The organism is Sulfitobacter sp. TBRI5 (genome assembly GCF_051013555.1).
GTDB lineage: Bacteria > Pseudomonadota > Alphaproteobacteria > Rhodobacterales > Rhodobacteraceae > JL08.
Window position 1 is genome coordinate 3,923,983 of the sequence record NZ_CP112884.1, and the last position, 13,541, is coordinate 3,937,523.

General features: G+C 57.6%; 12 protein-coding genes and 2 pseudogenes. 6 read left to right on the plus strand and 8 right to left on the minus strand.

Going from position 1 to position 13,541, the window contains the following annotated elements:
- The first annotated feature begins 37 nt into the window (after positions 1-37).
- Entirely contained in the window at positions 38-190 is a 153-nt protein-coding gene (locus tag OLX72_RS19545) for an adenylate/guanylate cyclase domain-containing protein (protein WP_114872167.1), read from the plus strand.
- A 292-nt stretch (positions 191-482) separates the two neighbouring features.
- On the opposite strand, the gene OLX72_RS19550 is transcribed toward OLX72_RS19545, so the two are convergent.
- The 7 genes from OLX72_RS19550 to OLX72_RS19580 form a co-directional block, all read right to left on the minus strand.
- Positions 483-974 (minus strand): hypothetical protein, encoded by a 492-nt coding sequence (locus OLX72_RS19550; protein WP_254684729.1) that lies wholly within the window; start codon positions 972-974, stop codon positions 483-485.
- 14 nt (positions 975-988) lie between these two features.
- Positions 989-3,079 (minus strand): FAD-dependent oxidoreductase, encoded by a 2,091-nt coding sequence (locus tag OLX72_RS19555; protein WP_433989373.1) that lies wholly within the window; start codon positions 3,077-3,079, stop codon positions 989-991.
- Between the two features lie 81 nt (positions 3,080-3,160).
- On the minus strand, positions 3,161-3,820 hold the full coding sequence (locus OLX72_RS19560) for a TetR family transcriptional regulator C-terminal domain-containing protein (protein ID WP_114869575.1): 660 nt from the start codon (positions 3,818-3,820) through the stop codon (positions 3,161-3,163).
- Between the two features lie 42 nt (positions 3,821-3,862).
- Positions 3,863-4,966, minus strand: a complete 1,104-nt coding sequence (locus OLX72_RS19565; RefSeq protein WP_433989374.1) for an ABC transporter ATP-binding protein — start codon at positions 4,964-4,966, stop codon at positions 3,863-3,865.
- A gap of 13 nt (positions 4,967-4,979) precedes the next feature.
- Positions 4,980-5,786 carry an ABC transporter permease gene (locus OLX72_RS19570; RefSeq protein WP_114869573.1) on the minus strand — a complete coding sequence of 269 codons (807 nt, stop codon included), beginning with the start codon at positions 5,784-5,786 and terminating at the stop codon, positions 4,980-4,982.
- Complete coding sequence (locus OLX72_RS19575) at positions 5,783-6,718, minus strand: ABC transporter permease (RefSeq protein ID WP_114869572.1); 936 nt, start codon at positions 6,716-6,718, stop codon at positions 5,783-5,785. The genes OLX72_RS19570 and OLX72_RS19575 overlap by 4 nt, the downstream gene beginning before the upstream one ends.
- 73 nt (positions 6,719-6,791) lie before the next feature.
- Positions 6,792-7,916: an ABC transporter substrate-binding protein gene (locus OLX72_RS19580; protein ID WP_114869571.1), complete on the minus strand. Its 1,125-nt coding sequence runs from the start codon at positions 7,914-7,916 to the stop codon at positions 6,792-6,794.
- A gap of 267 nt (positions 7,917-8,183) precedes the next feature.
- Between OLX72_RS19580 and OLX72_RS19585 the strand changes: the two genes are divergently transcribed.
- The 4 genes and pseudogenes from OLX72_RS19585 to OLX72_RS19600 all read left to right on the plus strand — a co-directional run bounded on the left by OLX72_RS19585 (position 8,184) and on the right by OLX72_RS19600 (position 10,238).
- Positions 8,184-8,378, plus strand: coding sequence for a hypothetical protein (locus OLX72_RS19585; protein WP_254684728.1), 195 nt, complete (start codon positions 8,184-8,186; stop codon positions 8,376-8,378).
- A gap of 42 nt (positions 8,379-8,420) precedes the next feature.
- Complete coding sequence (locus OLX72_RS19590) at positions 8,421-8,945, plus strand: cupin domain-containing protein (RefSeq protein ID WP_433989375.1); 525 nt, start codon at positions 8,421-8,423, stop codon at positions 8,943-8,945.
- Positions 8,942-10,012 (plus strand): annotated as a pseudogene (locus OLX72_RS19595) (flavin monoamine oxidase family protein); the annotation flags it as partial. The gene OLX72_RS19590 and the pseudogene OLX72_RS19595, both read left to right, overlap by 4 nt.
- Positions 9,999-10,238 (plus strand): FAD-dependent oxidoreductase, encoded by a 240-nt coding sequence (locus OLX72_RS19600; protein ID WP_114869570.1) that lies wholly within the window; start codon positions 9,999-10,001, stop codon positions 10,236-10,238. The pseudogene OLX72_RS19595 and the gene OLX72_RS19600, both read left to right, overlap by 14 nt.
- Before the next feature lie 6 nt (positions 10,239-10,244).
- Here the strand turns inward: OLX72_RS19600 and OLX72_RS19605 are convergent.
- Positions 10,245-10,925: pseudogene (locus OLX72_RS19605) on the minus strand (GNAT family N-acetyltransferase).
- 156 nt (positions 10,926-11,081) lie between these two features.
- Here OLX72_RS19605 and OLX72_RS19610 point away from each other — a divergent pair.
- Complete coding sequence (locus tag OLX72_RS19610) at positions 11,082-13,541, plus strand: GcvT family protein (protein ID WP_433989376.1); 2,460 nt, start codon at positions 11,082-11,084, stop codon at positions 13,539-13,541.

The window sequence follows — 13,541 nt, forward strand, 5'->3', positions numbered from 1 at the left end:
CTGCCCGGCTCAACCCGGTTTCCTCTGACAATGCCATCTGGCCAGCCGGCTGGAAGCCACGGGCAAGGCCGGACATATCCAGATTTCAAAGGCCACCAAGGACGCGCTGGGGCCACACGGACGGGATGCGCAAGCGCGCGATCATGTGGTCAAGGGCGTGGGCAGGATTACGTCCTATTTCCTGAAATAGACGCCCGCATCAGCTAATCTTCTGGGCTGGGCGGCAACAGGCCCGCAGGGGCTTGGTCTGCACATTCATCTGGTGGTGCAGATTCTGATCCTTCTGCGTTCTGGGCAGATGGGGCCGCTTCGCAGTGTCCCTGTTCGGGCTTTGTGCGCGCGGCCTGAAGCGCTTGCAGGCTTTGATGCCGTGCCGTGCAGCTTTGGCATTCTGCAGGGTCCGGGTTTGCTTCACTCTGTGCCATGCCTTTGGTGGCTGCCAGCAAGGCCATTCCCAAAATCAAACATCGCAACATCTGTCGTTATCCCCTGCCCGCGCACCATGTAGCGGGGTCTGCAGCCAGATAGGCGTTCAACGGTTGAACACTATTTGCATCGCCCTGCCCTTCGCGGGCCAGAAAGGCAATCGCGGCAACCTCGTGTTCCGTCAGAAACCCCAGACGGTCACGATCAGGTGCGGGCGCCATCGTCTCCAACGCTCTGAAATCCTCAAGAAATCCGGGATAGTTCTGGTTCATGTCAGCCAGCAGCGCGGGCCAGTCCGCAGCGGTGGCGCGCGCCTGATCCCGCCCGCTTTTCGTCAGAATTTGGAGGGGCCGCGGTTGCATGCCATGGCCCGCAAGCAGCGGCTCGATCGCGTTTGCCGCGTGGCGTTCGACCTTGGCCAGAAGGGTCAGTTTTTCCTTGTGATCCGGCTGTGAAAACAGCTGCGACAGTTCGGCGAAATAGGCTTCGCCTTCGATTTCTTCTTCGTAATACAGCAACAGCGTATCCAGATAGATTTGATCAGACATGTTCATTCCTGTCCTTACTTCCACCGCGCCGGTGCCACCGCTCCAGTATCAAACCCCACATCCAGCCTGTCGTGACGCAGCGGCATATCGATATCGATTTCGCAGTCGAGTTCCTGCGCATAGCGATGTCCGGCGTGAACCGCTGCGGCAATGATTGCCGGAGCTTCGCAATCCCCGATCCGTGTCAGTGTAAAGGGCAAACCATCGGGTCCTGCGGCTGCCCGCAGATCATGAAACATCGCGTCGTTCGGTTTGCGGGCCGTCACCATCACCACACTTGCCACCGACAGTGTTTTTTGCGCGCCGCTATAGGCGCATTCCAGAACAGCCTGTTCCCCGTCGAACATGTGCAAACTGTGGGCCGTTTCGATCCGGATACCCAGACCCATCATATGGGTTCGAATGCGCCAGCGTTCCGACGTGTTGCCCGCCCAATGCGATACGCTGTCAGAGGGCGTGCAATAGGTTACGTCCAGATCGGCCGCACGTATCCGCTCGGCTATGACGCCGCCCATGTAATACCCGTCACCATCATAAACCAGTACCGGACCATCCGGCATCCGGCCGTCCATGATATCGTCAGGGGTCAGGACGCGCGTGGCTGCATCGCCTGTGGCAATCGGCACATAGATCTCTTCGTTGAACAGCTCCTTGCGCCAGTGCGCGCCGGTGGCGATCGCGACATGATCCGCTTCGACCGCCATGACATCCTGCGCACTCATCAGGCTTTCGCGGAAGATATCGACATTGGTCATTTCGATCAGTTGCTGCTCGCGGTAGTCACGCACTCGGATGTATTCGCTCATTCCCGGCAGGCTGGCCTCGCGCGTGACCCGTCCGCCGATATCGCGCGTGGCCTCGGCCAGCATGACGTCATAGCCACGTTCGCCAAGGGCGCGCGCCGCCTCGAGCCCGGCCGCACCGGCCCCGACGATCAGAACACGGCTGTCCGATGCCTTTTTGGCAATGCTTTCAGGGTGCCAGCCGCGCCGCCATTCTTCGCCCATGGTCGGATTCTGGGTACACCGGATCGGCACGCCAAGGCTGTCACCGGAATAACAGACATTGCAGCCGATACATTCGCGGATGGCAGACAGGCGACCTTCCTGTATCTTTCTGGGCAGGAACGGGTCTGCAATCGACGGACGCGCCGCGCCGATGAAATCGGTGATCCCGCGCTTGACCTGAGACACCATCGTATCGGGCGAGGTAAAGCGCCCTACTGTGACCACGGGTTTGGACGTGACCGATTTTACCCATGTCATGTAAGGTTCCAGCGATGCCTCTTTGACAAAGCGGGACACGCCCATTTCAAGCGAGTAATCGGCAATGTTGATATCCCAAAGATCGGGCAGATCAGCCATCATTTCCAGCATTTCTCGGCGTTCACCCTGAATAAGCTGACCGTCTTCTCCGATTTCCTCATCTGCGGAAAAGCGTACGGCAACGGCGCAGCGGTCCCCCACCGCTTCCTTGGTTTCTTCGATCAGTTCGCGCACCAGACGCACACGGTTTTCAAGCGAACCACCGTATTCGTCCGAGCGTGTGTTCATCCGTGGATTGAGGAAATTTGAAATCAGATAGCCGTGCGTGGCGTAGACATAGACAACATCAAACCCCGCGTCGCGCGCGCGCAGGGCCGCGCGCTTGTGCCAGTGGCGAAAGGTCCGGATATCGGATTTGTCCATGGCGCGGGTCTGAAACGGATGGCCTGCCAGATTGGGCACGCTGTCTACATCCATCGAGGACAGGCGCGACATCAGGTTGGATGATCTTGCACCGCCATACCACAACTCAGCCCCTGCCAGTGAACCGTGTTCATGCACCACGTCGGTCATCAAACTGTGCGCGCGCACATCGCTATCATCCCACAGCGATGCATAGGCATGGGGCAGATCATCAGACGTGGGGTGGATAGAATTGTATTCGGTACAGACAACCCCCCAACCGCCCTCTGCCTTGACCCCGCGCATGGCCGCCAATGTGCGGGGCCGCTGCCAACCCATGCCTGTGCAATGGGGCACCTGATAGAACCGGTTGGGCGCTGTGACTGGGCCTATTTTGACCGGCTCGAACAGGATGTCATAGCGTGGGTCGCGGGTCATTATCTTGCTCCTTCGGGGTGCAGCATATCCGGCCCGATGAAAGCGCATCAGGTGCAGACCAGATCGGCTGGCGGGTTCGGTTCAGAATTCGGGCATGTCAAAATGCCCTGGAAACACGTTGGCCAGAAACGCCCCGATATGGGCGCGGGCGGTCTGGCGCGAATAACTGCCGGGATAGGTCAGGATATCCAGCCACAACCCGTCGTACAGCGCCTCGAGCAGGTTGGCGATCTGGTGCGGCGGGATGGCGTTATATCCACCCTCCTTCGCAATCTGGGTGCACAGATCGACCGAAATCTCGAACCGCTCGGAGTCGATATCCTCGATCAGTTTGCGATAGGTTTCGCGGCGCCCCGCCTCTCCGTAAAAGGCGAACCAGACGGCCAGATTCTTGTGGGTACAGATTTTCGCATGAAAATGCGCATCCACAATGGCCTGCAACTTGTCCTTTGGGCTTAGCCCTGCATCCTTGTATCCGTTCAGCCAGTGATCGTGATGCTGGCGAGCCAGAAAAACCAGCGTTTCCTCGAACAGGTTTTGCTTGCTTTGAAAATGGAAGTTGACGATGCCGATGGACAGCCCGGCAATGTCCGTCACGGTCGACATGGTCGTTCCACCGATGCCGTGTTTGGAAATCGATTCTATCGTGGCTGCGATCAACTGACCGCGCCGCACCTCTTTCGAGGCCGTGCGCGCCTTGGGCTTGACGTCGGGCTTTGATGCTCTGACCGTCTGGTTCATCTTAACATTCCGTTTTCCGTTTCGCCCCTTGCTCTAGACGTTTCATCCTGCATCCAACACCACAATCGACTCGGGCGACCAGGATAACCACATGGGCGCACCAGTCTGTTGTGATGTGTCGTTATTCACCAGTGCCAAGTGCGGGCTTGATACGGCAACCGGATCATCCTTGCCCTCTATAGTCACATAATAATGGCTTCTTTCTCCCAGATAGGCCGCGTTGCTTAATGTGCCAGCCACACTGTGCGCGGCATCTGGTTTGGTCGCGGAAAGCGCAAATTTTTCGGGTCGCAGCGCAACCTGCACATGCGCGCCATCTGGATATTCGACATCTTTGGCAGGCACGGGAATTTGACCCAGCCCTTCGGTTTCGATCGCCGCCATTGCCGACCCGTTGCGCCGGACTGTACCCCTGAAAAAGTTCATGTTGCCGATGAAACTGGCAACTTCGCGGGTTTGGGGCCGTTCGTACAATCCGGAAGGCGTATCAACCTGAAGCACACGCCCGCCCGCCATAACGGCAATACGGTCCGACAGGGTCAGCGCCTCTTCCTGGTCATGGGTGACAAACACGAAGGTGATACCAACCTTGCGCTGCAAGGCGCGCAATTCCAGTTGCATCTGTTCGCGCAACTGCTTGTCCAATGCGCCCAAAGGTTCATCCAGCAGCAGAACCTTGGGGCGCAGGATCAGGGCGCGGGCCAAGGCAATCCGCTGACGCTGTCCGCCGGACAATTCCGTGGCCTTGCGATCGCCATATCCGGGCAGCTTGATCAGATCCAGCATTTCATCAACCAGCGCAGCGTGTTTGGCCTTGGGCAGTTTCTGTTTGCGCAGGCCATAGGCAATGTTGTCGCGCACATTCAGATGCGGGAAGATTGCATAGCTCTGGAACACCATATTAACGGGGCGGTGGTGGGGCGGCACATCGGCCGAAGGCTGGCCATCAATGAAAATCTCTCCCGCCGAAGTGGATTCAAAACCCGCCAGCATCCGCAGCAACGTGGTTTTGCCGCAACCGGACGCGCCCAGCAGGGAAAAGAACTCTCCCTGCGCGATGTCCATCGAAACATCGTCTATGGCCTGAAACGAACCGAAGAATTTGTTGACGTTCCGGATGGATATGAATGCGTCAGGAGATGTCATTGTTTTGGCCTTGTCATGTGTCAGAATCCAATCCCCGGCGTCCGATCCATTGCGCGAAAAACACCAGCAAGAAAGAAACAAAAAGGATCAGTGAAGACAGCGCAAGAACTGACGGGAATTCCTGCGGGAACCGCAACTGGCCCCAGATATACATCGGCAGGGTCGGATCAGTACCGGTCAGGAAAAATGCCATGATGAATTCATCGAAAGAGATGGTGAACGTCAACAACAGGCTGGCCACCACGCCGGGCAAGACCATCGGAAAGGTGACGCGCCAGAATGTCCACCAGCCGTTTTCACCCAGATCAGCCGAAGCTTCCTCCATCGAGCGGTCAAAGCCTTCGAAGCGGGGCAGCAGCACGGCAACGGCAAAGGGCAGACACACGATCAGGTGGCCCAGCGTCACGGTGTAAAGCGAAAGCGGCACGCCAAGACGGCTCATCAGAACCAGAAGGGCAACGCCGAAAATGATCCCCGGGATCACCAGCGGCATCATGATAAATGTCACGATCGCATTGCGCCCCGGCATGCGGTAGCGGGTAATGGCACGGGCAGCCACGACCCCCAGCAATGTCGATATGACCGAAACGACAATGCCCACCTTGACGCTGTTCCACAACGCGTTCCACACCGGTTCGCGCAGCCACAACTGCCCGTACCATTCCAGCGTAAAACCCTTGAGCGGAAAGCGGACATAGATTGAATCGTTGAAGCTGAACAGCGGGATGAACAACACGGGCACATAGAGCACGATCAGAAAGATCACCGCGTATATTTGCAGGGGCCGGTTGGGCCGTTTGATATAGGTACCGTTGCTCATGCGATTTTGTCCTGCGTGGTGCGGGTCAGAAACAGGAACACCAGAGCGATTGCGGCAATCCACAGCATCAGTACGATCGACAGGCTGGCCCCCATCGGCCAGTTGTTGATTGCGCCGAATTGCAGCTGGATAAAGTTGCCAATCATCGCCCCGTCCGGCCCGCCCAGAAGGGCGGGTGTGATGTAATCGCCCGTGGTCGGGATAAAGATCAGGAACGAGGCGGCGATGATGCCCGGTATCGACAGCGGCAAAGTGATCCGGAAAAAGCGGTAGAATGGACCATCCCCCAGATCGGTTGCGGCCTCCAGAAGCGACTTGTCGATTTTTTCCAGCGACACATAAAGCGGCAGGATGGCAAACGCCGCCCAAGCATGGGCCAGTGTGATCACCACTGCCGTTTGACTGTAGAGCAGAAATTCCAGTGGCGCCTCGATCCAGCCCAGCCCCATCAGGCCGGAATTGATCACACCCTCGTACCCCAGGATCACCTTCCAAGCGAAAACCCGCAGCAGATAGCTGGTCCAGAACGGCAAGGTCATCAGAATGATCCACATCATCTTGTTGCGATGGACGTGAAAGGCGACGTAATAGGCCATCGGATAACAAAGCGCGACAGTGGCCACGGTTGCGACACCGGAAATCCAGAAGGATCGCGTCAGCAAGGCGCCAAAAATCGGTTCGTTCCAGATACGGGCGTAGTTGTTGACCGTCATCGTGGTGTCAAAACCGAACCCTTCGCGGGTCCAGAAACTCATCACCAGCAGGATAATGAACGGCACAAGAATGCCGACGGTCATAATCAGCATTGTGGGCGACATCAGAAGATAGCCGCGCAGCGTTTCATTGCGGTGCAGAAGAACCGACAACCGCGATCCTGATCGCCTTTTCGGGGCGGCATCCGTCGTCGTGCGCGAAAGGGACGTATCAGCCATACGGTTGGGTTCTTTGACTAAGGGTCAGAAAGACCCGCCGGCGTTTTACACCGGCGGGGTTGAAAAGACGGGATCAGAATCCGGCCTTGATCTGCTCGAACGTCTCGTTCATGCGGGTTTCGACTTCCTGTGTCTGCGGCAGCTGGAAGTGACCCGCCGACAGGATTTCATTCGGATTCTTGCTTAGTCCCAACCCGGCCAGGGTTTCTTCGTCAAATTCGTCGAAAGACCGGATGTTGGAATGCCCGTAGCCGTAATCGTTGATCATGAATTTTCCGGATTCAACGCTCAGCAGCGATTCAATCACGTCATAGGCACGATCAATGTTCGGCGCGTCCTTGTGAATCATCACACCGCACACCCATGTCAGCGCGCCCTCTTTGGGTCGTGCAAATTTCACGGGTATCCCTTCGGATTGCAGCAGAACGGCAGAACTGTTCCACGTCATGGCCGCCGCCATTTCGCCCGATGACAACGCCTGTTCCAGCGTGGTTGTGTCATCGGTGTATACGCGGATCAGCGGGCGCTGTTCGCGCATCACGGCCGCGATTTTGGTAAATGCCTCTTCGGTTGCGATCTCGGACATTGGTACGCCCGCCTTAATCGCACCGCACCACCATGCATCACCGGCAGACGCCAGAGACCCCAGACGCCCGGCATACCGCTTGTCCCACAGCATGTCCCAGCTTTCCTCGCCTTCCAGCTCGAACAGATCGGTGCGATACGTGACCGAGGTCTGGCCCCAGTCGAACGGTGCCATCCAGACGTTGCCGCCTTCGGCATCATTGCCCGGAAGATCGATCAGTTCGGGCATCACATCGCCCCACATCGAAATCCGGGATGTATCGATCGGCTGGAACAACCCGGTTTGCACCCAGCGCGGCATGCCAGAATTGCACGGGTGCGCCACATCGACGACGAAACCGCCGCGCATTTTGGTCAGGGCTTCTTCAGACCCGCCAAAGATCGCGAAATTCGGCATCTCGCCATGCTTGGCTTCATAAGGCTGGAACAGTTCGGGGATATCATAGCCTCCCCATGTGAAATACGATGCCTGATCTTCGGGTGCGGCCATCGCTCGACGCGACGCCGCCGGTACGGTCGCCATTGCGACACCCGACGCCAGCAGCCCCTTGGCAAACGCCCGACGGCTTAGTTTTCCTTCGCGCACAGCGCCTAGTTGATCGACAACATCCATGACAGTTCGGTCTCCCTTTGGTGCGGGCTTTCCCTTTGGGCGGGGGCCCTTCTGAATTTTTTCAGTCCCGGTTTGTGCATATCGCCATTGCGCAGCCGGCAAAAATCATTTAGCACATACCTCACTGAATGATCATTCAATCATTGAGTAATCACCCGATTGAGTCAAGAAATTTAGACGCCGTGCTTTGATGTTTCCGCTGCGCGCTCAAAGAACAGGCACATTTGAAAACATCAGACTGCGCCGCGCCAAAAGGATCGAAACCAGATGACACAGCCCACCGGAATAATCTGCTTCGAACCCAACGGCCCTGGCGGGCTGACCCGCATGGAGCTGAGTGCGGACGATTTTCACACCATGCCGTCTGAACAGAATGTGCATGTCTATTTCGAAGATCCCGAACTGGGGATGAGCGCCGGCGTCTGGAACACGACCACCATGCAAGAGGCTTTTGGCCCCTAACCCGGTGATGAATTCATTCTTGTGCTGGATGGCCAGTTTCAGATGCTCGACGAAAACGGGCATGGCGTTCCCGCCCGCAAGGGACAAAACGTGATCTTTCGCAACGGTATCCAGACCAGTTGGAAACAGGATGGATACCTTAAGAAATTCTATATCACCTACATGGATCTGCGTGCCGACACCCCGCAGATCGAAAGCGCCGCAGGCGGCGTGATTGTTCTTGATCCGGATACGCAACTGTCAGATGCGGACCTGCTGGAAAACACCAGCACGCCCCAGCGGGAAAGGGTGTTTTTTGAAAACCTGCACGGGAATTTCGAAGTCGGCTTATGGGATACACAGACCCTGTCAACGGAACTGGAACCGTTCGGATACCATGAATTCGCCCACGTTCTGGAGGGAGAGGTCACGCTGCGCGAAGCTGACGGGACCGAACACCATTTCAAGTCCGGCGACGTGTTCTTTGTGCCCGCAGGAACCCTGTGCAGCTGGCATGTGCCCCGCTACCTGCGCAAATACTATGCGGCGCTGAACCCCGCGATCCGCCCCCAAAGGACAGCGCCATGATCCCCGCACGTGACGACGCCACAGGTGCCAGTGTAGACGAAATACCCACGAATCCCGATGTTGTGATCATTGGGGCCGGTGCCGCCGGAATGGCAGCCGGCCGCACGTTGCGAAAGGCAGGTATATCCTGTGTGATCGTCGAAGCCGCAGATCGCGTCGGCGGGCGCGCCCATACCGAAAGTGTCAGCTTCGGGGTTCCGGTAGATCACGGATGTTCCTGGGTTTCGGGATCAGACAAAAACCGATTTGCCAAAGTGGCCCGAAAGAAAGGGTTCACCCTGATCGATCATACCAATGCCGGAATTGATCTGTTTGATCTGGACGGCAACAGGGCCAGCGAAACCGAATGGGCCGCGTATCTTCGTGCAGTACGGGAAACCGAACGTGCACCCACCAAAGCCGGAAAAAAGGGCAAGGATGTTCCGGCCTCGACCGTGATCAAGGGCATGCCCTATTGCGCGACTGTGCAGTCATGGATGGGGGCGATGGATTACGGCGTTGATTTTGATCAGGTTTCCACGATGGAGTTCTGGGACTCGGCCGATGATCAGCCCAGTGCCTTTGTGGCAGAAGGTCTGGGCGCTGTCGTCGCGACACAGGCCAGGGGGTTGCCCATCAAACTGGGAACCACCGTCACGACTGTCGATTGGTCCGGTCAAGGCGTCAGGGTTGAAACATCACGCGGAACACTTGCCGCCAAGGCCTGTCTTGTCACGGTTTCGACCGGCGTATTGAACGCCAACAAGATCCGCTTTGTTCCCGACCTGCCCGATCGGAAAAGACAGGCTGCCGCCGACATCCCGATGGGGTTGCTGGTGAAAGTCCCGATGCTGTTTGATGGCGCCCGTCTGGGATTGGATGAAAACAACTGGGTCACATACCGCATTCCCGAAGATAGCGCCGGCGAAGCCTGTTACTTCATCGCCTGGCCCTGCGGGCATGATTACCTGTTCGGCAATATCGGCGGCCGTTTCGGATGGGCGCTTTCGCGTGAAGGGCCGGATGCCGTCGTGGATTACGCGCTGACCCAACTGGTGCGGATCGTGGGCAGCGATGCGCAAACATTTCATCAAGGGCTTTGCAACGGACTGGGCAGAAAACCCCCTGACGCTTGGCGCCTATGGTGCGGTGCGCCCCGGTGCGGATGGTGCACGCGACATCCTGGCAGAGCCCCTGGCAGGCCGCGTATTCTTTGCCGGAGAAGCGATGGGGGGCGCCAGATCGGCGCTTGTCAACGGCGCTTATAACAGCGGAAAAGCTGCGGCCAAAAAGATTGCGAAAACCCTGCGCTAACCACGATCACGATGCCGGGTGTTGCGCCATCCACTCTGCCCGCGTCAGTTCGAACCATGCAACGGATTCGCCATAAGCACGGCCCGTTCCACAATCACGCATGCCCGATTTCTTCAGCACATGTTGCGATCGGAAATTTTCCGGATCAGTGCAGGCCACCACCTCGTCCAGGGCCGTCTGCTCAAAGGCAAATTGCAACAACCTTTTGCAAATCTCGGTCGCGTACCCTTTCCCCCAAGCCGATGGTTTCAACAGATAGCCCACTTCGATCCGGTCATCGGGTTAGGCGTCGGGCACGACCTGTGACCAATCAGTATCTTCACCTTCGATCGGGATCGGCGTCAGCACGCCATCGCCGATTTTTTCACCCGTTTCCCTGATCTGCGCACACCAGATGCCAATGCACCCACCTGCCCCGCGCCGGGTGGCATCTGGCATGTGTTCAGACACCTCATGCGCCGTCATGGCATCTGAAACGTAGCGCATCACATCGGGGCTGCTCAGCACTTCGAATGCAATATCCTCATCATCCGGCGTGAATGGCCGCAGCACAAGCCGCGGCGTTTCCAGAACCAGCCTTTCGGGGGGCAGATCGCCATCGACCACAAGTGTGCTCTGCCGGCTTTTGGCGATTTTGCCCTGCTGATTTTGTTTCGTCATACCTGATCTCGTCGCACGTTCGATCATGCCAAACTGCGTGCGTTACCGCTACAACGCAAGGCATTCCGGATCACGCCTGCCTCTTTTTCAACCTCACCCACTGAATGGACATTCAATCAATTGATTTATCCATCCGGCGCTGATATCGCAAGGTGCAGCCCCTGAAATGCGAAAGAGACCACCATGCCCGACACAATGCCATCCCATGCCCATACCGTGATCATCGGCGGCGGTTCTATCGGTATGAATACGGCCTATCACCTGACAAAGCTGGGGCACACGGATGTTGTTGTTCTGGAACAGGGGCAACTGACTTCCGGCACCACATGGCATGCTGCCGGTCTGATCGTGGCCGGATTGCTCAAATCCGAAGCCGAATGTGAAATGTACACGCACGGGCGCGATCTTTACGCCAATCTGGAACAGGAAACCGGAGTTCCGACAGGATTTCGCGATGTCGGATACCTGCAAATTGCCAACAATGACGAACGCGTGCACGAAATGCGCCGCATCGCACCCTTCATGCGCCGCTTTGGCATCAACTGTCACGAAATTTCCCCCAAAGAGGCGCAGGATATGTTCCCCATCGGGGACTTAAGCGACGTGAAAGGCGCGTTTTACATCCCCGAAGACGGGCGTGCCAATCCGGTGGATATCACCATGTCGCTGTCCAAAGGTGCGCGGATGGGTGGCGCGCGTGTGTTCGAAGGCGTGCGTGTCAGCGAAATTCTGGCCAAAAACGGCACGGCAACGGGCGTGCACACACAGGACGGGCATGTGATTACGGCTGAAAATGTCGTGATATGCGGCGGGATGTGGTCGCGCCAGCTGGGCGCCAGCGCTGGCATCAACCTGCCGCTTCAGGCGGCCGAACACTATTATCTGATCACCGAAACCATACCCGATCTGCCCCGCGATCTGCCGGTATTGGAAGACCCGTCAAACTACACCTATTACCGTGAAGAGGTTGGCGGCCTGATGCTGGGTCTGTTCGAACCCGGTGCCGCTGCGTGGAAGCTGGACGGAATTCCCGATGATTTCCAGTTCGGAGAGATCGAACCCGACTGGGACCGCGTCGGCCCCGATCTTGAAAAAGCCTATAGCCGCGTCCCGGCGGCGATGAACTACGGCGTAAAGAAACTGTTTTGTGGCCCCGAAAGCTTTACACCCGATCTGGCGCCGCTGGTCGGGCCGACACCCGAGTTGCGCAATTGCTGGGTAGCATGTGGCATGAATTCGCTGGGCATTCTGAATGGCGCAGGTACCGGAATGGTGCTGGCCAACTGGATCGTGGACGAGTTGCCCCCGATTGATGTGACCGGCATCAACGTCAACCGCTTTACCAGATGCGAGGCCACCCCCGCTTTTCGCCGCGACCGCACGCCCGAATTGCTGGGCAAGCTGTTTGGCCAGCATTATCACAACGAAAGCCCCAAAACCGCGCGCAATGTAAAACAATCGGTCCTCTATGACCGGCTGAAAGCGGCAGGTGCGTATTTCACTGAAGGCAACGGGTGGGAACAGCCAGACTGGTTCGCGCCGTCTCCCGAACAGGCCAGAATCGAACGGTTAAGCTGGCACCGCCAGAACTGGTTTGACTGGCACGCCGAAGAACACCGCGCGGCGCGCGAAGATGTGGTGATTATGGACATGACCACAATGTCCTGTTTTCTGGTGCAGGGGCGCGATGCCTGCGCGCTGCTGTCCCGCCTGTCCTGTAACGAGGTTGATGTTGAACCGGGCCGCGTCGTCTATACTGCATGGACCAACGAGCGCGGCGGGTTTGAGGCGGACCTGACGGTCACACGGCTTGCCTCTGACAAATTCATGGTGGTGGTGGGTGAAAATTCGCATGGGCACACCGAAATGCGCATGCGCCGCCATATCGGCGCAGAAGAATGCGTGACCGTCACGGATGTGACTGCAGGGCGCACACAGATCAACGTGCATGGCCCCAAGGCGCGCGACCTGATGCAACGGGTATCGGGCGCTGATCTGTCCGACAGCGGGTTTCCCTTTATGAAAGCGCGCAACATCGACGTCGGGTATGCCGATGTGCTGGCTTACCGCGTCACGTTCATCGGCGAGTTGGGTTGGGAATTGCACGTGCCTGCAACGCAGGCGGTGCAAACCTATGATCTGCTGATGCAGGCGGGGCGCGATCTGGGCGTGCGCAATGCCGGCATGCAAACTCTGAATTCCTTGCGGCTGGAAAAGGCATACCGCGATTTTGGGCTGGATGTGGACAACACCGACAACCCGATCGAGGCGGGCCTTGGCTTTGCTGTGAAACTGGACAAGCCCGGCGGGTTCATCGGGCGCGACGCGCTGGCTGCGATCAAGGCGCGCGGGATTCCCAAAACCCGCATGGTGCAGTTTCTGATCAATGACCCGGACCCGCTGCTATATGGGAACGAACTGATCTATCTGGGCGATGAACAGGTAGGATACATCCAGATCGGCGGCTACGGACACACGCTAGGCGGGGCCGTTGGTATCGGCTTTGTCACGCTTGACCGGCCTTTGAGTGGCGACATTGTCGCTAAAGGGGCATGGCAGATCGACATTGCTGGGGAACGGTTTGCGGCAACTGCTTCGTTAAAGCCGCTCTACGATCCTGACATGAAAAAGATTAAGTGCTAG

Coding starts and splice junctions, on each gene's coding strand:
- OLX72_RS19550 (WP_254684729.1), bottom strand. CDS start 974: ATGTCTGATCAAATCTATCTGGATACGCTGTTGCTGTATTACGAAGAA.
- OLX72_RS19555 (WP_433989373.1), bottom strand. CDS start 3,079: ATGACCCGCGACCCACGCTATGACATCCTGTTCGAGCCGGTCAAAATA.
- OLX72_RS19560 (WP_114869575.1), bottom strand. CDS start 3,820: ATGAACCAGACGGTCAGAGCATCAAAGCCCGACGTCAAGCCCAAGGCG.
- OLX72_RS19565 (WP_433989374.1), bottom strand. CDS start 4,966: ATGACATCTCCTGACGCATTCATATCCATCCGGAACGTCAACAAATTC.
- OLX72_RS19570 (WP_114869573.1), bottom strand. CDS start 5,786: ATGAGCAACGGTACCTATATCAAACGGCCCAACCGGCCCCTGCAAATA.
- OLX72_RS19575 (WP_114869572.1), bottom strand. CDS start 6,718: ATGGCTGATACGTCCCTTTCGCGCACGACGACGGATGCCGCCCCGAAA.
- OLX72_RS19580 (WP_114869571.1), bottom strand. CDS start 7,916: ATGGATGTTGTCGATCAACTAGGCGCTGTGCGCGAAGGAAAACTAAGC.
- OLX72_RS19585 (WP_254684728.1), top strand. CDS start 8,184: ATGACACAGCCCACCGGAATAATCTGCTTCGAACCCAACGGCCCTGGC.
- OLX72_RS19590 (WP_433989375.1), top strand. CDS start 8,421: ATGCTCGACGAAAACGGGCATGGCGTTCCCGCCCGCAAGGGACAAAAC.
- OLX72_RS19600 (WP_114869570.1), top strand. CDS start 9,999: ATGCGCAAACATTTCATCAAGGGCTTTGCAACGGACTGGGCAGAAAAC.
- OLX72_RS19610 (WP_433989376.1), top strand. CDS start 11,082: ATGCCCGACACAATGCCATCCCATGCCCATACCGTGATCATCGGCGGC.